At 51.2% G+C, this 26,392-nt stretch carries 18 protein-coding genes; 2 read left to right on the plus strand and 16 right to left on the minus strand.

Annotation, left to right across the window (positions count from 1 at the left end; translation table 11 throughout):
* Nucleotides 1–520 precede the first annotated feature (520 nt).
* The 10 genes from WFJ73_RS19975 to WFJ73_RS20020 all read right to left on the minus strand — a co-directional run bounded on the left by WFJ73_RS19975 (nucleotide 521) and on the right by WFJ73_RS20020 (nucleotide 15,676).
* Nucleotides 521–1,885, minus strand: a complete 1,365-nt coding sequence (locus WFJ73_RS19975) for an MATE family efflux transporter (RefSeq protein WP_336774718.1) — start codon at nucleotides 1,883–1,885, stop codon at nucleotides 521–523.
* A gap of 107 nt (nucleotides 1,886–1,992) precedes the next feature.
* Entirely contained in the window at nucleotides 1,993–4,311 is a 2,319-nt protein-coding gene (locus WFJ73_RS19980; RefSeq protein ID WP_336774719.1) for a glycoside hydrolase family 95 protein, read from the minus strand.
* Nucleotides 4,312–4,317: 6 nt separating this feature from the next.
* The gene (locus WFJ73_RS19985) at nucleotides 4,318–5,064 is read right to left on the minus strand and encodes a response regulator transcription factor (protein WP_336774720.1); all 747 of its coding nucleotides are present in this window, start codon (nucleotides 5,062–5,064) and stop codon (nucleotides 4,318–4,320) included.
* Nucleotides 5,012–6,784, minus strand: coding sequence for a sensor histidine kinase (locus tag WFJ73_RS19990; protein ID WP_336774776.1), 1,773 nt, complete (start codon nucleotides 6,782–6,784; stop codon nucleotides 5,012–5,014). Before WFJ73_RS19990 ends, WFJ73_RS19985 begins: the two co-directional genes overlap by 53 nt.
* Before the next feature lie 116 nt (nucleotides 6,785–6,900).
* The gene (locus tag WFJ73_RS19995) at nucleotides 6,901–8,718 is read right to left on the minus strand and encodes a beta-L-arabinofuranosidase domain-containing protein (protein ID WP_336774721.1); all 1,818 of its coding nucleotides are present in this window, start codon (nucleotides 8,716–8,718) and stop codon (nucleotides 6,901–6,903) included.
* A 102-nt stretch (nucleotides 8,719–8,820) separates the two neighbouring features.
* On the minus strand, nucleotides 8,821–10,413 hold the full coding sequence (locus WFJ73_RS20000; RefSeq protein ID WP_336774722.1) for an extracellular solute-binding protein: 1,593 nt from the start codon (nucleotides 10,411–10,413) through the stop codon (nucleotides 8,821–8,823).
* A 65-nt stretch (nucleotides 10,414–10,478) separates the two neighbouring features.
* Nucleotides 10,479–11,360, minus strand: a complete 882-nt coding sequence (locus tag WFJ73_RS20005; protein ID WP_336774723.1) for a carbohydrate ABC transporter permease — start codon at nucleotides 11,358–11,360, stop codon at nucleotides 10,479–10,481.
* 15 nt (nucleotides 11,361–11,375) lie between these two features.
* The gene (locus WFJ73_RS20010) at nucleotides 11,376–12,359 is read right to left on the minus strand and encodes an ABC transporter permease (RefSeq protein ID WP_336774724.1); all 984 of its coding nucleotides are present in this window, start codon (nucleotides 12,357–12,359) and stop codon (nucleotides 11,376–11,378) included.
* 136 nt (nucleotides 12,360–12,495) lie between these two features.
* Nucleotides 12,496–13,821, minus strand: a complete 1,326-nt coding sequence (locus WFJ73_RS20015; RefSeq protein WP_336774725.1) for an ABC transporter substrate-binding protein — start codon at nucleotides 13,819–13,821, stop codon at nucleotides 12,496–12,498.
* 49 nt (nucleotides 13,822–13,870) lie between these two features.
* Nucleotides 13,871–15,676, minus strand: coding sequence for a sensor histidine kinase (locus WFJ73_RS20020; RefSeq protein ID WP_336774726.1), 1,806 nt, complete (start codon nucleotides 15,674–15,676; stop codon nucleotides 13,871–13,873).
* Nucleotides 15,677–15,792: 116 nt separating this feature from the next.
* Between WFJ73_RS20020 and WFJ73_RS20025 the strand changes: the two genes are divergently transcribed.
* Nucleotides 15,793–18,525, plus strand: coding sequence for an alpha-mannosidase (locus WFJ73_RS20025; protein ID WP_336774727.1), 2,733 nt, complete (start codon nucleotides 15,793–15,795; stop codon nucleotides 18,523–18,525).
* A 71-nt stretch (nucleotides 18,526–18,596) separates the two neighbouring features.
* On the opposite strand, the gene WFJ73_RS20030 is transcribed toward WFJ73_RS20025, so the two are convergent.
* Both WFJ73_RS20030 and WFJ73_RS20035 read right to left on the minus strand, forming a co-directional pair.
* Nucleotides 18,597–20,228: a response regulator transcription factor gene (locus tag WFJ73_RS20030; RefSeq protein ID WP_336774728.1), complete on the minus strand. Its 1,632-nt coding sequence runs from the start codon at nucleotides 20,226–20,228 to the stop codon at nucleotides 18,597–18,599.
* A gap of 171 nt (nucleotides 20,229–20,399) precedes the next feature.
* The gene (locus WFJ73_RS20035) at nucleotides 20,400–20,633 is read right to left on the minus strand and encodes an HPr family phosphocarrier protein (RefSeq protein WP_015842777.1); all 234 of its coding nucleotides are present in this window, start codon (nucleotides 20,631–20,633) and stop codon (nucleotides 20,400–20,402) included.
* A 119-nt stretch (nucleotides 20,634–20,752) separates the two neighbouring features.
* Between WFJ73_RS20035 and WFJ73_RS20040 the strand changes: the two genes are divergently transcribed.
* Nucleotides 20,753–21,187 carry a DUF2663 family protein gene (locus WFJ73_RS20040; protein ID WP_336774729.1) on the plus strand — a complete coding sequence of 145 codons (435 nt, stop codon included), beginning with the start codon at nucleotides 20,753–20,755 and terminating at the stop codon, nucleotides 21,185–21,187.
* Nucleotides 21,188–21,226: 39 nt separating this feature from the next.
* Here WFJ73_RS20040 and WFJ73_RS20045 read toward each other — a convergent pair whose 3' ends face one another.
* The 4 genes from WFJ73_RS20045 to WFJ73_RS20060 form a co-directional block, all read right to left on the minus strand.
* On the minus strand, nucleotides 21,227–22,159 hold the full coding sequence (locus tag WFJ73_RS20045; RefSeq protein ID WP_336774730.1) for a glycoside hydrolase family 43 protein: 933 nt from the start codon (nucleotides 22,157–22,159) through the stop codon (nucleotides 21,227–21,229).
* Nucleotides 22,160–22,401: 242 nt separating this feature from the next.
* Nucleotides 22,402–24,573 (minus strand): alpha-glucan family phosphorylase, encoded by a 2,172-nt coding sequence (glgP, locus tag WFJ73_RS20050; RefSeq protein WP_336774731.1) that lies wholly within the window; start codon nucleotides 24,571–24,573, stop codon nucleotides 22,402–22,404.
* Between the two features lie 165 nt (nucleotides 24,574–24,738).
* A complete protein-coding gene (locus tag WFJ73_RS20055) occupies nucleotides 24,739–25,257 on the minus strand; it encodes a GNAT family N-acetyltransferase (RefSeq protein WP_336774732.1) in 519 nt (172 codons plus the stop codon).
* Nucleotides 25,258–25,372: 115 nt separating this feature from the next.
* Nucleotides 25,373–26,287, minus strand: a complete 915-nt coding sequence (locus WFJ73_RS20060) for a DMT family transporter (protein WP_336774733.1) — start codon at nucleotides 26,285–26,287, stop codon at nucleotides 25,373–25,375.
* Between the last annotated feature and the right edge of the window lie 105 nt (nucleotides 26,288–26,392).

Here is a 26,392-nt window from a genome sequence, read left to right on the forward strand (position 1 = left end):
ATTGCCAGCTCCAATCGAAGGATTAAAATTTGCCGCCGCTCCTCTGTGATTAGATCTGGAATTACTTTGCTGATATTCATGAGAAAACTGCTGTTGGGTTTCTTTTTTTCGCTTAGGAGATGAAGGCTCCTTAGGGGCAAAGAAACCTTTCTCTTTAACCAATTGAATGAGCTGCATTTCTGGCAGAAGAAACCGTAACGCAGCATAAACTCTTCTAGGTAGAATCTTCATAGGTATGCTATCCTCTCTAAAGCCGCAGAGAGCTCTATTTTTCTACAGTATATCACAATATATGTCAGAGGAATCTAGCTATTAAGGCTTAGGAACTAGACAAAGAGTTAATAGTTTCTAAAATAAAACCCTGTCAATTGCCACTAGAAGGTTCTTCGTAGTACAAAAACAAAGACGTCCGTAATGGACGTCTCAGAGTGGGGCTGGAATTGCTGCAACTAACTCAACAGTTGCTCAAAAAGACTATGCCAAAAACAGCCGGTTGCAATAACCGGCTGTTTGCTCATTTTTACATATGTCCCGCTGCTGATGTTACCGGTATTTTTCCCGTCGTGGCTTTCACTCGGGACCAGTCGAGCGTCAGATAGCGCCATCCGTTGGCAACCGCCGAAAGTACGATTAGCAAGCATAGCGCGGACCAAGCGCCGGTCTGCCCCCAATCGAGCACCCTGGTTAATAGAATCGTTAGCGGGATGAATAACAGCCAGTTCAAGACAAGTGCCGTCCGGGATAAAAACGTCGTGTCTCCTATGCCTCGAAGTCCGCCGCCGAAAATAATGTTTGCCCCCGTGAACAACTGAACGCAAGCGGTTAGATGAATAAGCGATATCGCCGTTTCATACACCGCCGTCTCCGAGGTATACAGCTTGGCGATTGGCAAGGCGAACAAGAAGAAGACAACCGAAATCAACGCCATAAAGATAAGGCCTAGATAAACCGTCACGATACCGAATCTTCGGGCATAAGCACCATTGCCCTTGCCTACTTCCTGGCCAATCCCGATCGTAGCCGCAGCGCCGAAGCCATTCGAAGGCATAAACCCGAAGGATAAGATGTTAAGCGCAATCTCATTGGCGGCTATAGCGGTTGTGCCAAGCCTCGTAATGCATGCGGTAAACACGAGCATCCCCACGCTGTTGGACAGCTCCGTTATGCCCAGCTTAATGCTCTCGAACAACAGCAGGCGAACCTGTTGTACCTCGATGCGTATCCAGCCCCGCGTTGCGTACGGAATGCTCATGAAACCGTAATAAACGATTATACTTAACAGAAAGGTTACTCCTTCGGCAGCTACCATGCTCCACGCCGCACCTTGAAGCCCAAGCTCCGGGAAACCGAACTTTCCATAGGCAAGGACATAGGTTAAGCTTACGACCAACCCGCTATTGACGATCGAGAGAGCCATTGGCGTACGCGTATCCCCAACGGCCCGCATATAAGCAAAAAATACGGTATTAAACATCGTAAAGATCAGTGCAAGCATTCTCACCAGCAGGTAAGGCGAGCCAAGAGTGAGAATGGTCTCGTTCGAGCCCATCAAGTAGAGAATGCCGTAAGGAAGCAGGAAGCTGCCTATGAGCAGGGCAATCCCCTGTACGGCCGTAATGATCAGCGCAATCTGCATCCGTTGGTTTCCCTGCCGGATATTGCCGGAGCCATAGTTCTGGGCGACAAGGAAGTTAATCGCTCCTTGCACGCCGGAGAATAAGGCCCATAGATTGTAAATGATAATGTTCGTGATGCCGACTACCGCAATGGACGCTGCACCTAGATTTCCGACGATCATTAGCACCAGCAATCCGGTAAAAGTCATGGAGGAGAAGGTGGCGATAGACGGAATCGCTAATGTTAAAATTCGTTTGACCAACAGCAAGACTGCACCTCTTCGCAGGGAATTCGATTCTGCCGGTCTTTACTATAGGCAAAACCTGTTTTCATTATAGGAGGGAGTCTTCCTGCTGAAAAGAAGTGATATGAAGATCAGTTACTATCCTTGGGTATAGCATGAATGACGATGGCAATGCCTGCCTCCCCGTCAATCGGCAGCAAACCGCTCGTCTTTTCCGAATTAAAGGCTAATCCTTCTCCCGACAAACGTACGGGATGATCGCAACGCACATGGTATGTCCCTTTACGATCGGGCGTTAGGATCGCCTGATGGATCATCCCTTCTCTCCAAGCGATATCCACCGTCACGCCGCCTCGGGCCCTTAATCCCCGGACTTCTCCGTCCGGCCAAGCCTTCGGAAGAGCGGGCAGCAGATGGATGCAATCCTCGTGGCTCTGCAGAAGCATTTCCGCAATGCCTGCCGTGCCGCCGAAATTGCCGTCGATCTGAAACGGCGGATGGTTGTCCAGTAAATTCGGCAGGGTAGAGTGGGACAATAAAGCGGTTACGTTGGCATACGCCTCTTCCGCGTCTCGTAGTCTCGCCCAGAAATTGACGATCCAGGCCCGGCTCCAGCCGGTATGCCCTCCCCCGTTCGCTAGGCGGCGCTCCAGCGTTCGGCGAGCGGCATCGCTAAGTTCCGGCGTATGATCCGGCGTAATTTGGGTGCCGGGATGCAGGGCGAACAGATGCGAGATGTGGCGGTGACCAAGCTCCACCTCTTCGTAGTCCTCGTACCATTCCTGCAGCTGGCCGTGACGTCCGATGCGGGATGGGGGAAGCTTGCCTAGCGCCTTCTTCAGCTCCTCCAGAAAATCTTCGTCTTCGGTTTCGAGCCTTTCACCCGCTGCTAGGCATGCTTGAAACAACTCACGGGCAATTTGGCTGTCCATGGACGGCCCGTAGCATAGCACACCGGTCTCCCCGTTCGGCAGCCGATAGGTATTCTCGGGAGAAACCGACGGGCAGGTGACCCATTCCCCTCCGGGAAGCTCGACCAGGTAATCAAGCAGGAAGACCGCTGCCTCCTTCATCATCGGGTAAGCGCGCCCGAGGAACGTTTTGTCTTCCCCGTATCGGTAATGCTCCCAAAGGTGAAGGGACAGCCATGCGAGACCAAGCGGCCAATAGGTCGACGAGGGCCACAAATCCTGAGGAGCCGTATCCGCCCAAATGTCCGTGTTGTGATGGGCGGCGCTTCCGCGGCAGCCATACATGGCTCGGGCGGTATGCCGGCCGTTGGGAATCATGCGCTCGATCAGGTCGAAGAGCGGCAAGTGGCATTCCGCCAAATGGCAGCTCTCAGCCGGCCAATAATTCATCTGCGTATTGATATTGATGGTGAATTTGCTGTCCCAGGCGGGAAGCATATCTTTGTTCCAAATTCCTTGCAAATTCGCGGGCAGCGACCCGGGCCTGCTCGAGGCGATCAGAAGGTACCGGCCATAATGAAAATATAAGGCAGTAAGACCGTGATCCTCGAGGCCGGCCTTAACGTTCCCGAGACGTTCCGAGGTATCCTGCTGCGTCCTGGTCTTCAGGCCGGATTCGGCGCCTAACGAAAGACTTGTTCGAGCGTACAGTCCGCGGTAATCCGAAATATGCGAAGCCCGCAATTCCTCATAAGAGGCTGCGGCAACGCGTCCGGCGTCGCCAAGCGCCGCAGCCTCGGGGTCGGCCTCGCGGAAATCTGTCGACGCGGTCACGACCAGAACAACGGAATCCGCATTCGAGACGACCAGGTGCTCGCCAATCGTACGCATGCTGCCCCCCTCGGGCTTGCATGCAAGGACTCCGCAATACCGAACGCCTCCGCCGCTGTTCCCGCTCATGATGATCTTACCGTCCTCCGCCCGAATCTCGTCCACATAGCGGAACCGTTCGCGTCCCATTCGGGCGGTAAACGAAATCTGACCGGGAACATCCGCCTTAAGCCTCATCACGATTGCTCTGCCTGGATAGCTCGCGAAAATTTCGCGGTCGAAATGGGTTTCTCCCGCCCTATAGGAAACGCGAACAATAGCCTCGGATAAATCAAGCCGTCTTTCGTAATTCTCAATCTCGCCGACATGTTCGAATTGGAGGAACAGATCGCCGAGCGGAACATAATGACGCTGGGTTTCGGGAATGGCGGTCAGGGCCATCGAAGCCAGACGCTCGGCTTCCCGAAGCTTTCCCTCGAATATAAGCTTGCGAATTTCGGCTAAATTCGGCAGGGCATCCGGATTATGCCGATCTCTAGGGCCCCCGTACCACAAGGAATCCTCGTTTAATTGCATGCGTTCCGCGCGCGGATCGCCAAATATCATGGCTCCCAGGCGCCCATTGCCGATCGGCAGGGCTTCATCCCATTGCCTGGCAGGAGTATGATATAGCAGCGTATCCTCGTATTCGCGTTTGCTCTCCAGCATTTGCTTTCAATCCCTTCCGTTAATTGATTGAATCGATTCGTTTTCTTCCTGAATTTCGCGATAAGCGCCGGGAGTCGTGCCCGCGTACTTTTTGAACACCTTCGCAAAGTAATGCTTGGTGTCGAAGCCGACCTGCTGACTAATTGCGCATACCGTCAGATGCGGCTGCGTTTTCAATAGTTTCTGCGCCTCCCGGATCCGCAGCGAATTCAAGTAATTCACAAAGGTATCCCCCGTCTCCTTCTTGAACAGGCTGCTGATATAATTCGGGTGCAGGCTCATTCGTTCCGCGAGGTGATCGAGAGACAAATCTTTCATGTAATTCGACTGCAAATAGGCTAGAATCCGCTCGGCATGCCGGCTGTACTCCGAATCGGATGCGGCGGGCAGCTCTTCCTTGACGCGGCTCAGCAGGATTGCGATTTCCTTCTTGTCCAAGGGCTTCAGCAAATAATCCACAACGCCCGAGCGAAGAGCCTGGCGGACATAGTCGAACTCGTCATAGCCGGTTAAGATAATGAACCGGTCGCATAATCCCTCAAGCCTGGCGTCTTGAATCAATTCGAAACCGTTCTTCTCGGGCATGTTAATATCGGTTACGGTCACATCGGGCATAAAGCGCTTCATGGCATCCAGCGCCTCCAATGCGTTAAAGGCCGAGCAAATGTCGGAGCCGGCCGGCGCGACCTCTTCTACGATTTTAACCAACCCTTTCAGAATCAAAGGTTCGTCGTCTACGATCAAGATCTTCATCGTCCACCGCCGTCCTTTTCTCAATGATAATGCGCATGCAGGTTCCCTTGCCGGGCTCGCTGATGATTTCCAATCGGGAATTTCCGCCGAAAAAACCTTTGACTCTTTCGTTGACATTTTTCAAGCCGACGCCGGACGGTTCATCCGATTTTTTGAATTCATCGTGCCTGGTCAGACGTTCGCGCAGCTCGAGAAGCCTCTCGGGCGGAATCCCGTTTCCGTTGTCGGAGACTTCGATCGCGACCTCGGATTCCGTTTCCGTTGCTTGCAGCCGGATATGGACGGGACGCAGAACGGCGGAAGCCCCATGCACGATGCTGTTCTCAATAAGAGGCTGCAGGAGAAAGCGCGGACAGGACAGCTTGTCGGCCTCCAGCTGAACGTCAATCTCGTAGGTCAGCCTGCTTTGAAGCCTCATTTTGTGGATGTTCATGTAAAAGGCAACCATCTCGATTTCCTTCTCGAGAACCGTTTCCTGCTGCGCGGACGACAAGCTGTACCGCATCAGCTTCCCGAACCAGAAGGATATATCGGCAACTTCCTTGTCGTTGTTGGCCTCTGCGACCATTCGGATCGTTTCCAGCGTGTTGTAAAGAAAATGAGGCTTAATCTGTGCTTGCAGTACCTGGTATGCCGCTTCTTTGTGGCGAAGCTCGGCCCGGTGGACATTATTAATAAGCTCGTCCATCCTCCCGACCATGGAGTTGTAGGTAACGATTAGAAACCCGATCTCGTCCTTTTCATACCTGCCGCTTGGGATCGTCAGCTGCCTTAGGTTATTGTCGCTCAGAGTGCGCATATGCCGGGCCAACCGGAGAATTCGTTTCGTAATCGTAGAAGCCAACAAATAATAGGCGATGGATAAGGCGATGAGCAGCAGTACGATGATCGTCACCAAGACGACCTCTTTCTGCTTCACGGAACGGAATACGTCTCCCACCCGACCGGTGATGATAACGCGAACGTCCAGGGGCTCAAGCTTTAGCTGATTGACAATCATATTCCGGTTGATAAAAAAATTCCGTTCCTCCGCTTGAAGAAGATTCAGCGTCTTCTTGTCCAATCCTGCCGCTTCGTCCGTAAGCCACTGACCTTGTCCGGAGAGCAGAGCGGCTTTCCAATTCCCCTCCACGCCGGCAGCGGCATAAAAGTTGCGGATTAAGCTATTGCTGACCCGAATTTCAAGGAGACCGATCCGTTCCGTAATTTGCGTATTATAGATATATTGGTAATAAATCAAGTCCGGCTCCGATACGTTTGGATCGGCGCGCAGCCATATCCCCTGACCCGCTTTCAGAGAGGCGACGGTGGCCTCGGTTTGCGGATCCAGCATGGACCATTCCCGAAACAAATTGGTTATGGGCAGCACCCGATCCTTCATTTTATAGATAACGATAGATTCAATCTCCGGATTGGAGAACATCGATTGGGTGTATAGCGGGAGAATATACCGGGTCAGCGCGTAGACGCTGTCCGCGTCGGAATCATATACGCCATCCAGATAATCGGTCAGGTAAGGATTGTATTGCATCACCCGGTGAACCGATTGAATCCTGGCGAAATCCGTCTTCATATTGGCGTAAGCCTGTTCCAGAATCTTCTGCCTGCTCTCTACGAATTGCTGGGTCAGATTTCCGTAGATTTGCGTGTAATAGTGATAACCGAAAGCAATAACCGGGATAAAGATCATAATGACGTAGCCAAGCACGATCTTGCGCATGATGCTCACAGATGCTTTTCCCTCCATTAAGGAATCCATATATCGTAAACGTATCACGTACTCCATAATTCCGCTAGAGTCGCATTTCCCCGGAGCCATCCGTCGCAAGCCGATCGTTAACTTCCTCCGTAGGCTGCTCTACCGTCCGCCGCAAAGGAAAAGCCGCGTTCCGGCGCCGCAAGTCCCGACCAATCGATATAAACGGAATACGATTCCTCCTCGACTCTAAATAAAGGGATGAATCTGGCCCGAGTACCCCTATCGTCTTCGACGATAAACTCCAGCTTGCCATCCTTTATGCTGCCGGCCAGCTTCTCCTCTAGATTTCGATCGGATATTCCTGTCAATGGCATGTCATCATCAACCCTGGCGAGGAGCACGTTGCCGTATAGCAGCGCTGCCGATGCTTCCGATCCCGGAAGCGGAATCAACCTCAATGAAGCTTCGATTTCAATGTCGATCCGATCCCCATTACGGTAGAGGCGTTCAACTACGATATACCCTTCTTCCTTTTGGAGATGGATGACTTCGTCATTGAATCTTATGTTCTTGACAGATTTTTCCTTGAATATCATCCGAAGCTCCACCGGCTCATCCACTTCGAAATGCAGCGCGGAAATCAGACTATCGGGAAAATCCGTCCGCTGATGGATAACGATTCCGCGATCCTTCCATGCTGCCTTCGAGGAAACAAAAGCATTAAGAAGAATGGCGTTGCCGTTTCTGAACCAGATGTTTTTTTGCAGTTCGCTCATGGCTTCGATCCCTGACCCGGTGCAGCACCAGAAGGAATGATACGGTTCGCTGAATTTTTTCATCGCATTCGTTCCAAGCGGCTGATGATATTGGGAAAGACCCGTTTTAGCGCTAGCGCTATTCAAGACCGCGTTATACTTCAGGGATTCCAGATGGTCCAAATACCCGGTCTCCGGTGACCATTCCAGCAAGCGCTCGACTATTTTTTCCGTATTATGCGCGCAGCAGCTTTCGCTTTCTCCGCCGGTCAGCGCATCCGCCAATTGACCGTAACCGCCCCAATGCTCTGCTTTCTCCGATACTCCGCCCCGGATAAAGGCTGTCGCCTTGGAGCTGTTGTTACCGTTCGCGAAGGTTCTCCCCTTCAAGAAATCGTAGAAATGGAGAGCCGATTTCTTATAGGAATCTTCTTTTCCTATCTTGTAGCGGTGCATGGCTGCAAGAATCATCGGAAGGTGAGTGTTGGCATGCAGGTCCTCCAATACGTCCCGGCCTTCCGCAAGCGGCCCGAGCAAGTAGTCCCTGTCAAAAATACGAGCCAATTCGAGGAGCTTGGCATCTCCGGTCAACTCGTATAACGTATAAAGGGAGTCCCCCAAACCGCCAAACTCGTTTACGGGATTTACTTTCGTGCAGCGCAGAATGCCATCGATCTTCCAATGGGAGAGATGTTCGAATCTTCCTCGAATATAATGCGCAAGATTGACCGCAAGCTCCAGTGCTTGCGCATCGTGCAAATACGTATAGCAATCGATCAAGCCCTGCATGATTTTGTGCAGGGTATAGTAGGGAGCCCATACGTTGCGGTTCTCTTCGAGCTCCAGAACGTCAAGCTTGTCCTCTTCGAAGGCGCTCAAATAGCCGCTGGGCTGTGCGCATGCCTGCATGACGCCGACAATTTCACCTGCCATAGTCTTCAATGTCTCATCGTGATCGCCATAAGCGAACTTGGCGCACGCGGACAGAAAATGTCCGACGAAGTGTCCTCTTAAACCGCAATCCGGCGCCTCCCAGCCGCCTAGCGGTTCCGCCGTGGATGAAATTCCCGCGTTAATCTTAAACGTGTGCATCAGACGATCAAGATCAAACTCTCGGATGTATGCTTTTGCACGTTCTCTTCTGGGAGCAAAAACATCGTCGGTTAATCGGACTTCGTCCAGTTGAAACGAGATGAACATATCGTTGAGCTTCCTCCTTTCGCAAACGCAAATTCCGGCGGGAGCGGATGATAGCATACAAAGTCCGGCGGCAACGCATCGCGCTGCTGCCGGACTTTGCTCTTATTTTTTAAACAAATCCTTCTTTTTCTGATACGTTTCGTTTGCCCAATCCACCAAGCGGTTCAAACCAATCTTCTCCGCGTTCTTCACCATGGTCTCGTAGTTTGCCACAGCCTCTTCTTCCGATTTAGCCAAGTAAATCTTGACCTTTTCGTTCTTGATCATCTCGTCAATCTTCGTCTTGATCGTCTTCTCTTCGGAATCCGGCTGCAATTGAATCAGACCAAGCTCCGGCTTGTATACCGTGAACGCTTTTTTCTCCATCAAGGCTTTCGTTTTCTGAGCCCCCGGCACGTAACTCAGCATTCCTTCGGTAACGCCGTCGTTGTACAAATACCACCATTTAATTCCGTTCGTGTTGACGAAATCGGCATCGGACGGATCGTATTTCAAATTCGGATAACCTGCTTCATTCCAAGTCCAATGCTCGCCCTCAACGCCAAACATGGTCAATTTCTTGCCTTCGTCGCTTGCCAGATACTGAAGAAATTTAATCGAAGCTTCGGGATCCTTGTTATTCTTCGTGATAAACGTGCCTGCGAACCCTAGTCCCGAGCTGACCGCTTTCGTATTCTTTGAAATGGCGCTAGGCAGCATCTGGAACGTATACGAGCCGCCCGCGTTTTTGACCTTGATATTGTCCATGTCCGCTACGCTGACCGTATGGCTATGCGCGAAAGCCTTCCCGCTGGTCGCATACTGATCGTCGATTTGATCGTTCGTATAGGCAAAGTTCTCGGCCAGAATATCGCCTTCGCGGTAAAGACGGTTCATAAATTTGAAAAATTCCAGCATTTCGGGTTGTCTAATCGCATAGTCCACTTTTCCGTCCCGCTCGTACCAGCCGTCCAGAAGGCCTTCGACGCCGAACTGCTGCAGGAAGTACTGCTCGATCCAATCCTTGTCCATAATGAGCGGCACCATGTCCGGATATTTCTGTTTAACCATGCCCAATACCTTTACAAAATTATCGATGGTGTCAATCGGAGGATTCCCAAGCTCCTTCAGAATATCCTCTCGCACTGCGATCCCCGGGTTACCGTCGCTTCCGAGCGAGTATTTGTTCTGCGCCATTTCCTCCTGAGTCGCAAAGGAGTTGCGCACCGTGTAGAAATTGCCGTCATCCATGGTGTGTATCGCGATTCTTGTCGGGTCGATTTTAAAGTCCGGCGCGTATTTCTCGATGAGTTCATTCCATGGATAGGAAAGCTTCGAATCGGACATCCGGTCGATATTGGCATAAGTGAACACCAGGTCCGGAAGGTCTCCGGAAGCGATCATCAGCGGAAGCTGCTTATCGTCTGTCGCGACCGTTACGTTCAGCTTAATTCCCGTCTTTTTCGTAATTTCCTCGGCAACGGGTCCCTTCCATTCCTTTACCGGATACCAGGAGGCATCGATAAACAAGGACAGCTCCTTCACCTCGTTGCTTTTTGCGGGCGAATCGGGGGTTGTCCCCGGAGAGTTGGCGGCGGCTGCGTTGTTCTTCTTACCGTCGTTGTTGTTGTTTCCGCCGCATGCGGACATTAACGTTATCGTCATCATGAGGATGAGCGATAGGAGCAGAGCCTTCTTCCCTTTATTTCTGTTCAATGTAACCCCTCCAACAAGTGATGTTTATATTAAAGCAAACGCTTTAATATCATGCCAATTAAAAATCAGCCCTTCACGGAACCTAGCATAATGCCTTGAATAAAAAATCTTTGAAGAAACGGATATACGCATACGATAGGCGCGATAGAGATCACCATGGCCGCTACCTGAAGCGAATAGCTGGTTACGCCCGCCGAGGCACTGTTCGCAACGGCAATGGCGTCCATCGGAGCGTTGCTCTTGTTGATGACCTCCATCATCCGGAAGGCAAGCGTCCGCAGGCCCTCCGATTGCACGAAGTAAGCGGAATCAAGCCAAGAGTTCCACTGTCCAACTCCCAAGAATAACGACATGGTTGCAATGAGCGGCATCGACACGGGAAGAATGATCCGATAGAAAATAACAAGCTCGCTGGCACCGTCCATATGGGCCGATTCTTTTAACTCGCCCGGAATCTCTTGAAAAAACGAAATGGCTATCAAGAGGAAGAACGTACTCAGCATGGACGGAATCACATAGACCCCAAACGTGTTCAACAGTCCAACGGAGCGCAGAACGACGTAATACGGGATAAGGCCGCCGGAAAAGTACATCGCGAATATAATGACCGTGAAATAGCCTTTACGAAGCAGCAGGTCCCGGTGCGACAAGCCGTAAGCAACCAAGCAGGTAAAAAGGACGCCCAGGGTCGTTCCTGCAAGCGTTCTCATAATCGTGACCAAAAAAGCGCGGTACCAGTGGGGATCATCCAAAAACCTGACGTAATTCTCAACGGTAAAGGTTCTAGGCCACAGATAAACGCCGCCTAGAAGCGAATCGGTTCCTTTATTAAAGGAAAGAATCAGAACGTAATAAAACGGATAAAGCATCGATAACGCAAGTATGGTTAATAACGCATAAATCAAGGCATCCATGATGCGGTCTTTTTGTTTCTGGCTAAGCTGCATGTCCGCTCCCCTTTCCTAGAATAGACTTGAGCCCGAAGAACGTTTGGCGATGAAATTGCTGGAGAAGATCAGAATGACGGAAATGACGGATTGAATCAAATCAATGGCTGCCGCATAAGAAAATCTTCCGTCCCTTAAACCGACCTTAAACGCATAAGTTTGCACGATCTCCGAGGTCGGATTGTTGATGCTGTTGCCGAACAGGAACGCCTGCTCGAAGTTGGAGCCGACTAACCCTCCGCCCAGAATGCTTCCGATGGTCAGAATAAGCACGACAACAATCGTTCCTTTCATTCCGGGGAACGTAATATGGCGAATTCGGGCCAAACGGCCAGCTCCGTCGATCTGCGCCGCCTCGTACAACGACGGATTGATTCCCGCGATCGCGGCCAGGAAGATGATCGTCCACCAGCCCATTTCCTTCCACACGGCGCTTCCCGTCGCAAATCCCCAGAAGTAGCTGGGATTCGTTAATACGTCAAGGGGTTTGTCTATCAAACCCAGCCCTAGCAGTGCTTTGTTGATCATCCCGACATCGGTCGAGAGGAAGGCGAAAGCGATCCCCGCAACAACAACCCACGAGATGAAATGGGGCAAATAGCTGATCGTCTGGACAAACCGCTTAAATTTCAAATTTTTCACTTCGCTTAATAGAATAGCCAGCAATATGGGAGCCGGAAAAGCGAAGAAGACTTTTAGAAGACTTAATGCCAGCGTATTGCGGACAATCGTTCCGAACTGGTAGTCGTTGACGAATTCCTTGAAATGCTTCAATCCTACCCACTCGCTCGTGAAAATCCCCTTGATCCCCGTAGAGATGGAATATTGCTTAAAAGCCATTAGAATGCCGAACATCGGCGTATAAGCGAAAACCAATAAAAAAACCATGCCAAGCCCGACGAACAGGTGAAGCGTTTTTTGTTTTTTGAACCGCTTCCAAAATTGCGGTCGCAGCTCTGTGTTTCCCGTGTTTCCCGTTACCCGAGTACCCAACTCCATATCCGTTCCTCCTTTGTTCTCAGTGTACGCTTCCGAACAAAGCCGTCGAAAGCCAACATTCTTAAGAAAGCGTTGTCATTTTTAAAGATTGCCCCAATAAACAAATAAAAGCCGCCCTAAGTGGACGGCTACTCTGTTATTTGCTTGTCTGCTGCTTCCACTGCTCGCGAAGCTGCAGTGTCCTTTTGTTCCAGACTTCGGTCTCCGGAATCAGATGCTCGATATCGTAACCGTTGAACACGATCTCGTTGACCATGTTAACCCAATTGTATTCGGAGAAGCCGGGGATCGTCGCGCCTGGAAGGACAAGGCCGTTGTCTTTGGTCATCTTGACCGCTTCGATATTCCGTCCCTGCCAGATCGGAGCTTTGTCGATATAATCGGTCAGCTCCGGATCAATAATTGATGCGTTGGCGCCTTCGTCGATCTTCCATTTCTGCGCTTCCAGCTCGAACTGGAAGCTGATCCATTTGTAAGCTTCGTCCTTATGCTCCGATCCGCTGAGCAGAGCCAGCGGTCCGTAGATGTGGAAGGAATACTGGTTCAGCTTCCCGCGGGGGAAGGGCATAATGTCCCAGTTAAATTTCGCATCCCGCTTCAGGCGCGGCAGCAGCCAGTCGCCTCCGACTTCGAAGGCCGTCTTGCCATTCATGAAATTGCGCGCGACGTCATGCTGCTCCTTGGCCTTGGACCACGAGAGCATGGAGCCGTCTTCCGTCACAAAGTCGGCCAGCCAGCGCACATCGCCCAGAACGGCCGGCGTATCAAGCAGGCTTTGGGTCATGCCTTCGTTCAAATAAGCCAGATTTGCCGCGTGGCCGTCGGCCGCCGCCTTAAGCGGGAGCAAGCGCATGACGAATTCATTGCTGGTTGTAAGTCCGTATTCGCCTTGCGCAGGATCGGTCACCTGCTTCGCAATGGAGCGGAAGTCATCAAAGGTCCAGCTGTTTGGCGGCATTTCCACTCCATGCTTGGCCAGTAAATCCTTGTTTACGACAATCCACATCGGCACATCGACGAACGGCACGGCTAGTCTGCGCCCGCGGAAATCCATCGTATCGAAGTAACCGTCCGGGAGCACTTTATCCTGGAAGGAGAGGTCCTTATCCATATAAGGCTTCAAATTTTCCAACAGCCCTTTTTCCTCATAGGCGAGCAGGTCACCGTCAATCCAGGCCAGATCGGCAGGTGTTCCGGCCTTCTGCAGCTCTTTGATTTTCGCCGTAATGTCCTTCTCGTTCGCTTCTACCTTAACCGGCTCAATCGTAATCCAGGGATACTGCTCATGGAACATATCGTATAGCTGCTTGTAACGGTCATCCGCCCAAGTGAGCAGCCTGAGCGTAACGGGAGTTGGCCCCGGAGACTTGGCGGGAGACTCTGGTGAATAGCCGGAGCATGCGGCAAGAGCCAGTACGAGCGTCAGGAGTAAACTTCCAATAACGTAACGTCTGTTATTCAATTGATACTCCTCCTTTTATAGCAGCATGACATGGAACCGTACTCCCCTTTTACTCAAAGGTCGAATCCAGCTCCTGGCCTTCCTTCAGCACCGGATGCCTTAACGTAATTTTGGTTCCGATCTCCGGTCCCGTCACAATCTTAAGCTTATAAGCCTCGCCAAAATACAGCTGCAGCCGGTCATTCACGTTACGCAGTCCCACGCCTCTGCGCGATGGCGAGAACTTGCCGCCTGACGGTTCCTCCGCCTGCTCAAGCTGGTCGAGGACATGCTGCGGGATACCTTTTCCATTATCGGCGATATCAATAACCATATCATCCTCTTCTTGCCTTGCGGCAATCATGATTTTCCCTTTGTCGAAGTTATCCCTCACGCTATGCTGGATCGCGTTCTCCACAAGGGGCTGCAAGAGCAGTCGAAGGAACGGAAGCTCCAGCGTTTCCTCATCGCAAGCGTACAGGATCCGGACGGTCTTGCCCATCCGTGCCTGCTCAATCGCCACATAGGCTTTCACCTGATCGAATTCCCGCTTCAGCGTGGTAATCTCTTTCCCTTGGTTAAGACTGAGGCGAAGCAGATTGCCAAGCGCCGATACCATCTCGCTAATATCGCTCCGGCCGTGATTTTCCGCCTTCCACCGGATGGACTCCAGCGTGTTGTACAGGAAATGCGGATTGATCTGATGGCTGAGCACCTGGAATTCCAGCGCCTTCTTGTTGCGCTCCGAACGCGCAGCCTCCTTCACAAGCCCGTCTATCCGGTGCACCATATTGCCTACGCTCCGGTACAGCCAGCCAACCTCATCCTTGCGGGAGGACCATGGCGATAAATAATGGAGATTATCCGCTTCCAGCTTGCGCGTCAGGCGGACAAGATGGGCAATCGGCTGCGTATAGGTTACGGTCAGATAGATAACCACACTGAAGCAGCACAACAAATACACGATCAGAAAAATAATAAGGACACGGTTAATCTCTTCCATGGCACCGGTCAGCTCTTTCAGCGGCGTTAAGCTGACAATCGTCCACGGATGATTGGCCATCGTCACATAGGTTGCCAGATAGGTTTGTCCGCCGATAGCGATGGACTGCGAGCCGGCGTCGCTTTTTTTCATATAACTGACGAACGACTCCGAAGGGAACGGCTGACCGGTCCATTCATTGACGGCCGAATCGTAATGCACAATGCCTTTATCGTTCACGAGAAGCAGCTTCTGATCCTTGAGCTGATCCGACGGGGAGAAATACCGCTCCAGGAAATCGTCGGACAGATCCGTTGCAATAAGCCCCCGCACTTTGGAATCATACAATCCGGAGAATCGTTTCACGTAAGTGAGCAGCGGCTTTGCGTATTTTCCCTGCTTCGGCATGGTCAGATACCAGGTCGGCTCTACCGTTGCTTTGGAGCGCTGGAACCAGTACTGATCGCCAATCCGCATGGATTCATCGATAGACCGCATATAGGATGGATACTTCGTTGGATTAATCGGATATACCTTCACCCGAAAGGCATCAATAACCGGCGTGGCATGGTATAAGGCCGTCAGCATATTAACCGCAAACGACTCCTCATCCTGCTCGTCAACGGGCTCCTTGTACAGTAAGTCCTGGACGCTTTTATTGCCAATAACCTCGTTGACCTGTTCATTCAAATTATTTAAATAGATTTCGAAGTTCTTCTTCGCCTGAAGCAGATAGCTCATCGTCATCTTTGTATTCGTCTCGGATATCCCCTCAATCGACTTGATGTGGGAATAGTAGGCGAAGAGCAGGAACGGGACAATGATAATAAGCAAAAAGATAAATATCATACGATTGCGGAAGGACGACGCCAGCCGAAACGAAACTTTTCTCATAACGATAACATTCCCCCTTAAAGTTTGCGTTTCCCTCATTGTGACGGCATACCCGATTCTTTACACTAGTTGCGTAATGACTAACCTTCTATGAAAAAGAGAAAAGAGGAACCATCATGCCGTCTTCCAAGCGCATTGTTCATGTCATCTCTCATACCCACTGGGACCGGGAATGGTATATGCCGTACGAAGCCCATCACGTCAAGCTGATTGAGACGATGGATACGCTGCTTCAAACCTTCGAATCCGATCCGGAATTCCGCAGCTTTTATCTCGACGGACAGACGATTGTTCTCGACGATTATTTGCAGGTGTACCCGGAGAAAAGGGAGCAAATCCAGAAGCTATGCGATGAGGGCAAGCTCTCTCTTGGCCCTTGGTATATTCTGCAGGACGAATTTCTGACGAGCAGCGAAGCGAATGTGCGCAACCTGCAAATCGGCCACCGCGACGCGGCAAAATTCGGGCCGATCTCGAAGCTTGGCTATTTCCCCGATTCCTTCGGCAATATGGGTCAGGCGGCGCAGCTTCTGAAGCAGGCCGGCATTGATACGGCTGTCTTTGGCCGTGGCGTCAAAGCTACCGGATTTAATAACCGGGTAGATGATTCGGGACTGGAATCGCCGTTCTCCGAGCTTGTCTGGCAGTCGCCTGACGGCTCCAGCGTGCTGGGTATCCTGTTTGCCAACTGGTATAACAACGGCATGGAAATTCCGGTTGACCCGGATCAAGCTAAGCCTTATTGGGAGCATCGCCTGGCTCGTGCCGAGCAGTTCGCGTCCACCCGGCATTTGCTTCTGATGAACGGCTGCGACCATCAGCCTGTACAGACCAATCTGTCCGAAGCGCTTCGCGTGGCGCGGGAGCTGTTCCCGGATTATGAGTTTGTTCATTCGGACTTCGACGATTACGTGCAGGCGGTTGAGACCGAGCGGCCGGATACGCTTAGCGTCACGCGCGGAGAGCTGCGCGGCCAGCAGACCGACGGCTGGTACTCCCTCGTGAATACCGCTTCCGCCCGCGTCTATATTAAGCAGCTGAATCAGCAAAATCAGACGCTGCTCGAAAAAGTAGCGGAACCGCTTGCCGCGGCCGCGCATCAGCTCGGCAAGCCTTACCCGCATGGCCTGATGCAGTATGCCTGGAAAACCTTGATGCAGAACCATCCGCATGACAGCATTTGCGGCTGCAGCGTGGATGAGGTCTACGACGAGATGAAGACACGCTTCGCCAAAAGCATGGAGGTTGGCAAACGGCTGACGGAAGATAGCGTCCGGTTCATCAGCTCCAAGCTCAATACCTCCTCCTTCGCGGCGTACAGTGCGGAAGCCGTACCTTTTGCCGTCTTTCATACAAGCGGCTACGAAGGCTCATCCGTTGTTACGCTGGAGCTGGAATTCTCCCACCGGTTCTTCGACCAAAGCGAGGATCCCGTTGCGATTGCTGCTGAAGTAAAAGCACGTACGCATGGCGATGGTTATCTAATCAACGCAAAAGGCAAGGCGATTTCGCATTCCGTGAAAGATCTGGGCGTACGCTTTGGTTACGAGCTGCCAGGCGATAAATTCCGCCAGCCTTATATGGCTCACGCCATTCGTTTAACCTTTGAAGCAGAAAATCTCCCTCAGCTGGGGTATCAGACGTTCGCCTGGATTCCAAGCCTTGGCGGCGCCGTAGCCGGCAAAGCGGACTCGGATGAAGAGAAGACTCTCCTTATCGGCAGCCGCGTTATCGAGAACCGCCACCTGAAGCTGACCGTAGAAGATGACGGGAGCTATGCCGTTTATCATAAGACCAGCGGCCAGGCCTTCAGCGGACTTGGCGTTTACGAGAACGTAGGCGATATCGGCAACGAATATATTTTCAAACAGCCTATTGGCGATAAAGCTATTACAACCAAAGGTCTCAAAGCCGCTATTCGCGTCGTAGAAGACACTCCGTACCGCGCGTCGATCGAAATCATCCATTCGCTCGCCATCCCGGCAAGCGCTGACGAACGGCTGGCCCAAGAGATCGGCACGATGGTTGAATTCCGCAGCCGGAAGGCCGGACGCTCCGCCGAGCTGGTCCCGCTCGTTATCGTCACCAAGCTTAGTCTGGAACGCAACGGCAAAGGCGTACGCGTCCATGCCGCAATCAACAACGGATCCAAGGATCACCGGCTGCGGGTGCTTATGCCTTCCGATGCTGAAGGCTCTACGCATTTTGCCGATTCGATCTTTGAAGTTGCCGAGCGCCAGACGGTGCCGTCCGCGGCATGGGAGAATCCGAGCAACTGCCAGCATTTGCAGACGTTTATCGACGTTCACGATAAAGAGAGAGGGCTGACCGCTGCGGGCAAGGGCTTGAACGAATACGAAGTCCTGCAGGATGGCCGGAATACGATTGCGCTGACGCTGCTCCGCTGCGTTGGAGAACTGGGTGACTGGGGCGTGTTCCATACTCCGGATGCGCAATGCCTTGGCGTCAATATCGCCGAATGGATGATCATCCCTTACGGCGGCGAGAACGAGCGTTTTGACGCCTACCGCGAAGCTTACCGGTTCCCGGTACCGCTAACGACGGTTGGCGCACGCTTGCAGGAAGGCGAGCTTCCTCTCTCGGAGCAATTCCTTGCCTGGAACGGAGACGGCCTTGCTTTCTCCAATCTGAAGATCAACGAAGAGCGTGGCGACCTGATGGCCCGCTGGTACAATCTGTCGGGCGAGCCAGCAACGCTTGCGGTCCAGCCGAATACGGCTGCGGAAACTTACTTAAGCAACATTATGGAAGATGCCGCGAGCGAGACGGAGGCCGGCAGCATTCCGGTAGAAGGCTATAAAATCGTAACGGTTGGCATTAAGTCTTAAGTTGATTCGAATATAACAAAAGGCAGTTCCAAAGGGAAAGCGTTATTCACCTTGGATACTGCCTTTATGCGTTACTCGTCTATAATGCCGCGCTGTCTGCGGTATTCTTTGGGCGTGCAGCCAACCTGCTTTTTGAACAGCTTCGAGAAATGAACCGGGTCTTTATAGCCGACCTGATAAGAGATTTGGTACACCTTGTACTGGATGTCGCCAAGCATCTCCTTCGCCTTCTCGATCCGGATATCGGTCAAATATTCCAGGAACGTCTGCCGCTTCTCTTTCTTGAACAGCTTGCTTAACCAAACGGGAGTAACGTGCACGGCGCTTGCCACGCTTTGCAGCGTTAAGCTCTCCGCGTAATCCCGCTGCAATATTTTTTCCGCTTCGCATATGATCTGGCTTGGCGTAGCGGAGAGACTCCGGAAATCGGCCGCGATTTCCTTCAGGCACCGTTCGGCCTGCTCCCTGAGCGACTGCAGCGTATCGTATTGCTCCAGCTGCTCCCAAAGCGCAATGGGATTGCTGCCCCATTTTTTATTCGGAATACCGGCGGCGGCGGCTTTCCTGAAAATCTCGAACAGCCACTCGAAAATATTTTGCTGAATATCCCTCAGCTGCGTAAGCTGCCACGCCTGCACCATTAATTCGAACCGTTCCATTGCTGCCGCTATATCCTCATCCGATCCGAATTTGACCAGATCCAGTACTTCTTCCGGCTCTGCCAGCTTCAGATCGGCATGCTCGCTTTCTTCAAAACCGCCTTGCAGCGTAAATACGCGGTTGCCGCCATAGACAGCCTTTTGCTCGAGAACGCTAAGCGCTTCCGTATACATCTCGTGCAGATGCTCGAAGGTGCAAGGGTTCGTCCGGAGTCCAACGCTGGCCTTCACCTTCACAAAATCATTGATTCGCTTAATGCACAGATGCGCGATTCCGCTAGTGAGTTCCGCCTGCTCCGAACGCAGGCAGCTTAACAGAACAAGCCATCTGTTACAGCTGTCCATGCAGATCGCGTACGGATAAGGATAATCTTCCTCCAGCGTCTGATTCACGACATTGCCGATCCCGAACAGAATCAGGTCCTTCTCCTGCCCGCGCCGGTTCTCAATGGCTTTCAGATCATCGGCGACAATGACCATTACCGTCATATGCTCGACTGTAATCCATTCCATATTTAACGTCGTGAGCCGGTGGCGCCGTCTTGTTTCCTTATACGGGTCATGCTCCTGCTCAACCATCTCCCGAAGCAGCTCTTCGCGCATTTTCGGAATGGCGAACTTCACCTGGTTGATCAGCTGCTGCTCATTATGCTGCTCGAGCCGCTTCCGCTGAATATTTTCGACCGCTTTGCGAACAATTTGCTCCAGCTCGCTTATATTGATTGGTTTAAGAATATAATCAATCGCTCCGGTCTTCATCGCCTGCTTCACCAGATCAAAATCGTCATAGCCGCTCACCACAATGGCTTCGGGATGATAATCCTTAATCGGCTGCACGGCGTTCAGAAATTCCAGCCCGGACATGCGGTTCATTTTTATATCCGTTACAATGAGGTCCGGACGTACATCCTTCGCCAGCATAAGCGCCGTATCGCCGTCATCGGCGACCAGCACCTCTTCGATGCCAAACATGCTCCACGGAAAGCGGTTACGTAAACCTTCGCGAATCTCGAACTCGTCATCTACGATTAACACACGCAGCATCCGCTCACCCTTCCCCATGATCTATGTTGCAATGCGATCATTATATCCTGTACGGCTATAGAAGCCTACCTCCATACTAAACGACCCGATTTTGGATTGCACGGGGGTAAAAGCAAACTTTATGGGGTTGTATTAAATTGTTGAGGGATGCTGCTGCATGTACCGGTCCTTCTACCCAATGACGAGAAACGGCTCCAGCTCTTTGAAAAGCTTCTTGTAGTTCACGTCATCCGGGATGACAAGCGTTAACGGCTCGTTCAGCTTTAGTACAAACAGGCCAAGAATCGACTTGGCGTCGGCCATTCCGCTTTTGCCGTGAATCCAGATATCGAAGTCGTAACGGGATACGATATGGTTGATTTGTTCAATGTCCTTCACGTCTCTTACTTTAATCGGCGTAATCATCGGGCAATCTCCTTCCTTCATCCAATTTTTTCTTATTAGTTGTTTGCCGGCAGACATTGCTTTATGCGTACAGGCATAACATGTATTGGACAGGTAAAATTTGAAGGGAGGGGGCTGGCATGGCTTGGCGTGAACTCGTACCAAACGATGCAAGGAAAACATTCGAAACACTCATCGACCGTAAAAAAAAGTGGGAGAATTGCAAATCAAGAGCCGTTTTTTGTGCACTGCTATGCTTGTTTTGTTTCTTAATGTTCGGCATTGTCTACTTCCGCAATATCGGCACCATTCACGGCAGCTTTGCAAGTTTGTATGAGAGCGTCATGAACAGTTCCTTCCTTGTCTTCCTGTTAGCCGTCTTTATCGTCAGCTTTGTTTACCTGTACTGGCTGGCCAAGGAAATCGATAAAGCGAAGAAAAAGTATGAGACTCTTAGGATCGAGACCGTAGATAAATTCGATACAACCTGGCTAAAGAGCATTAACTTCGATACAAGAAGCGAAATTTCCATCGAGATGAACAGCTATGATATTAATATCGATTACAAGGGTTAAATAAAAGACGTATGGGAATCCCCATACGTCTTTTGTCCATTATTTCCCCGGTACCCCGAAGTTAGGCGTCCCGTCTTCCTTCCAAGTAAACGCCTGGATGCGGGCATGGCGGTTAGGATCGGAAAGCGGACTTCCGATAAGCTCTTTATAAGGTCTCGCATGATAAACCATAAGGTCGGTCGAGCCGTCCTCGCTTACGGTGAAGCTGTTATGCCCCGGTCCGTAATTCTCCGTCTCTTCATTGGTCTCGAACACAGGCTTGGGATGCTTGGTCCAGCTGCGCGGATCAAGCAAATCCGCATCCAGAGAAGCTTCCAAAAGGCCCATGCAATACCGGTGATCGGTCGCGCTTGCGGAAAAAGCCACGAAAATCCGCCCGTTGCGCAGCAATACTGCCGGTCCCTCATTCACCCGGTAGCCTTGAATCTCCCAGTCGTATTCCGGCGTGGAGATCAACACTTGCTGGCCCTTAATCGTCCACGGATTAGCCAGCTTGGCTATGTACAGATTGCTGTCGGATTCTTTATATTGCGCCCAGATCAGATACCGTTCCCCGTTATGCTGGAACGTTGTCGCATCCAGGGAGAAGCTTTCGAAGTCGAGTACGATTTTGCCTTTTTCCACCCATGTCCCCGTAATGGGATCTTCATCGCTGCACTCCAGCACATACGGTCGAATCGCCCATTGATCCTCCGCCGTGCCTGCCGCGAAATAGACGTACCACTTGCCATCGATAAAATGAAGCTCGGGTGCCCAAATATGGTTGCCCATCTCGCCTGTTTCATGCTTCCGCCAAATGACCGTTTCCTGCGCGTTAACAAGCCCGTCCAGCGTAGCGGCTTTGCGCAGCACAAGCCGGTCATACTCCGGTACGGAAGCGGTAAAGTAATAGAGACCATCCGTATGCTTGAGTACATAGGGATCCGCCCGGTTTACAATCCAAGGTTTAAGATAATTGCTAGTATCCAACATGAATTCGTCACCTCGAGGAATGAGTTTTTACTCCGTTTGCCTGGAAACTATTATAACGGAAAAGCCCCCGTTGTCCCTACCTTATTCCACAACAGCCAATACCATCCACTCATCAATCGTAATGCAGTAACACCGTTCACTTGATCCTCGCTTTTCACATCAATGGTCGAAAACACGCAAAAAGCCGGTTCCCTGGAGAGCGTCCGGCTTTTTGCGTTATTTTGAATGTCCCCCTGCTATCCTTACCCCCAAGCAGCCAGCTCCAGCTCGAATTCGTTAGCGAAATCCGGACTGATTGGAGTAACCCGCACGTTGACGTCTGCCTCCCAGATGTTGTCTGTCGGGATATCTGTAGAAGCCCCTTCAAAGACGTATAGTCCCTTCTCCTGCTGCTGTACCGGCTCCAGCTTCACCTTCCAGATACCGCGATGGCCATCGGAGCCAACCGCTTCCACACGAACGTCCCCGCGCCATATGGTGCCAAGTTGTATTTCGGCGCGGAATTTTTTTATCCCGTTCCTGCTGCCATTGTCTTCTTGAATATTCACGTTCCTGACCTGAACCGCCGACCAATTGCTGCGGATGAATTGCTTGTAGGCCGCAACCCTAGACGCAACCTCATAATTATCCGCGGCGTACCGCTTCCCTCTCGCGCTTGTTGGCACGTACATCTTGTTCCAGTAATCGGTTACCATTCTGTGTGTGTTGTAGACCGGCGCAAGCGAGCAGATCGATTCCTTCATCAGGCTGACCCATTCCTCGGGGACATTCCGTTCCCCCCGCTTGTAGTACAGCGGAATAATGTCTTCCTCGAGCAGCCGGTAAAGCGATTCGGTATCCTGCTTCGCCTGCAGCCAAGGATCGCCATCAATCGAGCTCTCGATCGCCCAGCCGTTTCGCCCGTTGTAGCCTTCCACCCACCAGCCGTCCAATACGCTGCAGTTAAGCACGCCATTCAGGGCAGCCTTTTGCCCGCTTGTACCGCTGGCTTCCATTGGCTTAAGCGGCGTATTGAGCCATACGTCCACGCCTTGAACAAGCAGCTTAGCCTTATCCATCGCGTAGTTCTCAATCATGTAAACACGGTTTTTGAACCTTTCATCCTGGGACAGCTCTACGATTTTACGGATCAAGTCCTGCCCCGGTCCATCCGAGGGATGTGCCTTGCCGGCGAACACAAGAACCACCGGACGATCCGAATTTCCCAGAATGCGCGCGATCCGCTCCGGGTCGTTAAAGATAAGCAATGCACGCTTATACGTGGCAAACCGTCTCGCGAAACCTATGATTAACGGTACTCCGTCCGAAGGGGAGATCGGCAGTCCAAAAGCTTGCAGCATCTTGGCTTTCGCCCGCTGATGCTCCTCCCAAAGCTCGATGTTCGGAATCTCCCGAACAGCAGCCCATGCTTCCGGCTCCGCTGCTTTCAGGGACCAGTCGGACGGGAGATGCCGGTCGAACAGTTCTTTTAGGCTGGAGGCCAGCCATGTCCCCGTGTGGATGCCATTCGTGACCGAATCGACGGGAATATCCTTTGCCGGAATATAAGGCATCCACCGATGGAACATTTCCCGGGTAACTTCACCGTGCAGCTTGCTTACTCCATTCACTTTCGAAGACGCGCTGACGGCAAGGCGCGTCATGTTAAACACGCCGTTCATGCTGCCAAGCGATAATACCCGATCCCTGTCCGTTCCGAGCTGCCAGTAAAAATCGCCAAAATAACGGTCCATCATCTCGATGGAGAATACATCGTGCCCCGCCGGAACAGGCGTATGCGTCGTAAAGACGGTACTTGCCTTTACGACTTCAAGCGCCGTCTCGAAAGGTACGCCTTCCGCGGACAGCATGCGGATTCGCTCCAGGGTCAGGAATGCGCAATGCCCTTCGTTCATATGCCAGACCTCCGGCTGAATGCCAAGCGCGGTAAGCAATCTCGTACCGCCAATGCCGAGAAGAATCTCCTGGCTTATGCGAATATCCTGTGCTCCAGGATACAGCGTGTCAGTCAAGCGTCGGTCCGCATCGCTGTTCGATTCAACGTCGGTATTCAACAGATACAGGGAGACAGAGCCCACTTGCACGGAAAACGCTTTTGCATAGACCCTTCTGCCCTCCAGCGGAACCTCGATAATGACAGGATGGCCATTGTCGTCCCGCACAAGCTCAACCGGGTAAACACTCGCCTCTAGATCGACTTCGGGATACCAATGATGCTGCGACCCGCCTTCGTCAATATGCTGCTGAAAATAACCTTTACCGTAAAATATGCCTACGCCCGTAAGCGGAATATTCAAGTCTGCTGCGGCCTTGATATGATCGCCAGCCAATATGCCAAGACCACCCGAATAAATCGGTAAGGATTCATCAAGTCCAAACTCCGCCGAGAAATACGCAATCCTGCTGTTTTGCATGTTTCCACCTCGTTTTTCGCCAATTTGCGCCATGAAAGCGCCTTAAAAACTTGATGCCTTACTACTATATGCCGATTTATGGTACTCGTGCCTATACATTTTGTTGAGGGCAACGCAACAAAAAAGCAGCTAATCATTCTGATTAGCCGCTCTCGTGAATAGAGGTTACGTCAACGTCTTGCTCATTATATAATCAATCTGCTCCTCGTCGCCCATATAAAACGAGTGGGCTCCCGTCCGAACGAATCCCGCCTTCTCATAAAAGGCTATGGCGTTTTCGTTCTTCTCCCAAACCCCAAGCCAGATCTTCTTTTTGCCATGGCCAATTGCGATTTCCAATGCCTTGTCAAAAAGACGCTTGCCGAGCCCTTTTCGCTGGAAGCCGGAACGAATATAAATCCTTTCGATCTCAAGCGCTTCATCACCCATTGCTTCCGTTTGGGCATCATCTGCGTTTACCTTTAAATAGCCGGCAGCTTCTTCATCGCAAACAATGAAATAAAATTCCGTAGACGGATTGGACCATTCCTTTTCCAGCTTCTCCGCATCAAAGGCCCGTTCTATATAAGCCTTCATCTGTTCAGGCGAATTCTGATCTTTAAATGTATCGTTAAAGGTTTCAATGCTTATCCGTTGGAGTAACGGCAGATCCTCACGGCCGCATCTGTTGATGGTGACAGTCATTTCATTATGGCTCCTTTAGGAATAAGGCCAATTACGGCCCTGTTGTTATCCTAAATGTTATCGCAAATTTGTTGCATTTGCAACAAAAAAAATAAACCGTGAGATGATCCTCTACTCATCCATGGTTACCGACTTTTCGCCCTCCGATGAATGATTTTGCCCAGAAATACATGCCCATGCCGAATAAAGTAATCATGCCGCCTACAAGCTGAAATAAAGAAATGTTTTCTCCGAGCAGCAGATACGCAAGCATAATAGCAAGTACCGGTTCGCCAATAATGCCTACCGATACGGTAGTGGCTCCGATGGATTTCAACAGTACGTTAAATAAAAATTGCCCAAAAATAGTCGGGATAATCGAAAGCAGCAAGAAGTAAATCCAATCGGACGAGTTATAATCCGCGAGAGAGTAACTGTTCAACAAATTATGGATAAGCAGCAAGACGCCGCCGATGAAAAATACGATAATGCTGTAGATATTGGCATCGATTTTGCTGCTTACTTTCTGTCCCGCGAGCAAGTAACCGGACACGGCTAGCGTGCCGATTAACGATAAGCCGTCCCCAATCAATGCTTCTCTCGATACGCCAATATCTCCCCATGCGATGAGGATGGAACCAAAGAGAGCCGCAATCAAGCAAGAAACCGTAAGTACGTTAGCCTGCTCTTTAAACAATAAGTATGAACCGATCATAACAAATAACGGCTGCAAGGCCAGGATGACCATGGAGCTTGCGACCGACGTATGCACCAGGGATTCCATCCAGAACAAAAAGTGAAGGCCTAATAATATTCCGGCCAGGACCACGATACTCCAGTCTTTCCTATTCAGCTTTAAGGAACGAAGCTGCCTCCAAGGCACAAAAGGCAGCATGATGATAACGGTAATAAACAAGCGGTACATCCCCGCCACGGAAGTTGGCGTATCCGAAAATTTGATGAGGATCGACGAAACCGATACTGACAAAATACTGATAAATAACAAAACAAACGGATGAGAGGGCAAAGAAGCTTTCGTTAATTTAAGCATGGTTCCTCCAAGCAAATAGACAATCACCTGTGCACGGGAATTGTAAGGGTAAGCCTAAGCTGGATATAATAATATCATCGCGGATGTTTATTTTGTGCAATAATA

This window comes from Paenibacillus sp. MMO-58 (assembly GCF_037146255.1).
GTDB lineage: Bacteria > Bacillota > Bacilli > Paenibacillales > Paenibacillaceae > Pristimantibacillus.

Bases quoted from the DNA above. Each gene is read 5' to 3' on its own strand.
- WFJ73_RS19980 (WP_336774719.1), bottom strand. From the start codon at position 4,311: ATGCTGGAGAGCAAACGCGAATACGAGGATACGCTGCTATATCATACT.
- WFJ73_RS19985 (WP_336774720.1), bottom strand. From the start codon at position 5,064: ATGAAGATCTTGATCGTAGACGACGAACCTTTGATTCTGAAAGGGTTG.
- WFJ73_RS19990 (WP_336774776.1), bottom strand. From the start codon at position 6,784: ATGCGCAAGATCGTGCTTGGCTACGTCATTATGATCTTTATCCCGGTT.
- WFJ73_RS19995 (WP_336774721.1), bottom strand. From the start codon at position 8,718: ATGTTCATCTCGTTTCAACTGGACGAAGTCCGATTAACCGACGATGTT.
- WFJ73_RS20005 (WP_336774723.1), bottom strand. From the start codon at position 11,360: ATGCAGCTTAGCCAGAAACAAAAAGACCGCATCATGGATGCCTTGATT.
- WFJ73_RS20010 (WP_336774724.1), bottom strand. From the start codon at position 12,359: ATGGAGTTGGGTACTCGGGTAACGGGAAACACGGGAAACACAGAGCTG.
- WFJ73_RS20020 (WP_336774726.1), bottom strand. From the start codon at position 15,676: ATGAGAAAAGTTTCGTTTCGGCTGGCGTCGTCCTTCCGCAATCGTATG.
- WFJ73_RS20025 (WP_336774727.1), top strand. From the start codon at position 15,793: ATGCCGTCTTCCAAGCGCATTGTTCATGTCATCTCTCATACCCACTGG.
- WFJ73_RS20030 (WP_336774728.1), bottom strand. From the start codon at position 20,228: ATGCTGCGTGTGTTAATCGTAGATGACGAGTTCGAGATTCGCGAAGGT.
- WFJ73_RS20035 (WP_015842777.1), bottom strand. From the start codon at position 20,633: ATGATTACGCCGATTAAAGTAAGAGACGTGAAGGACATTGAACAAATC.
- WFJ73_RS20040 (WP_336774729.1), top strand. From the start codon at position 20,753: ATGGCTTGGCGTGAACTCGTACCAAACGATGCAAGGAAAACATTCGAA.
- WFJ73_RS20045 (WP_336774730.1), bottom strand. From the start codon at position 22,159: ATGTTGGATACTAGCAATTATCTTAAACCTTGGATTGTAAACCGGGCG.
- glgP (WP_336774731.1), bottom strand. From the start codon at position 24,573: ATGCAAAACAGCAGGATTGCGTATTTCTCGGCGGAGTTTGGACTTGAT.
- WFJ73_RS20055 (WP_336774732.1), bottom strand. From the start codon at position 25,257: ATGACTGTCACCATCAACAGATGCGGCCGTGAGGATCTGCCGTTACTC.
- WFJ73_RS20060 (WP_336774733.1), bottom strand. From the start codon at position 26,287: ATGCTTAAATTAACGAAAGCTTCTTTGCCCTCTCATCCGTTTGTTTTG.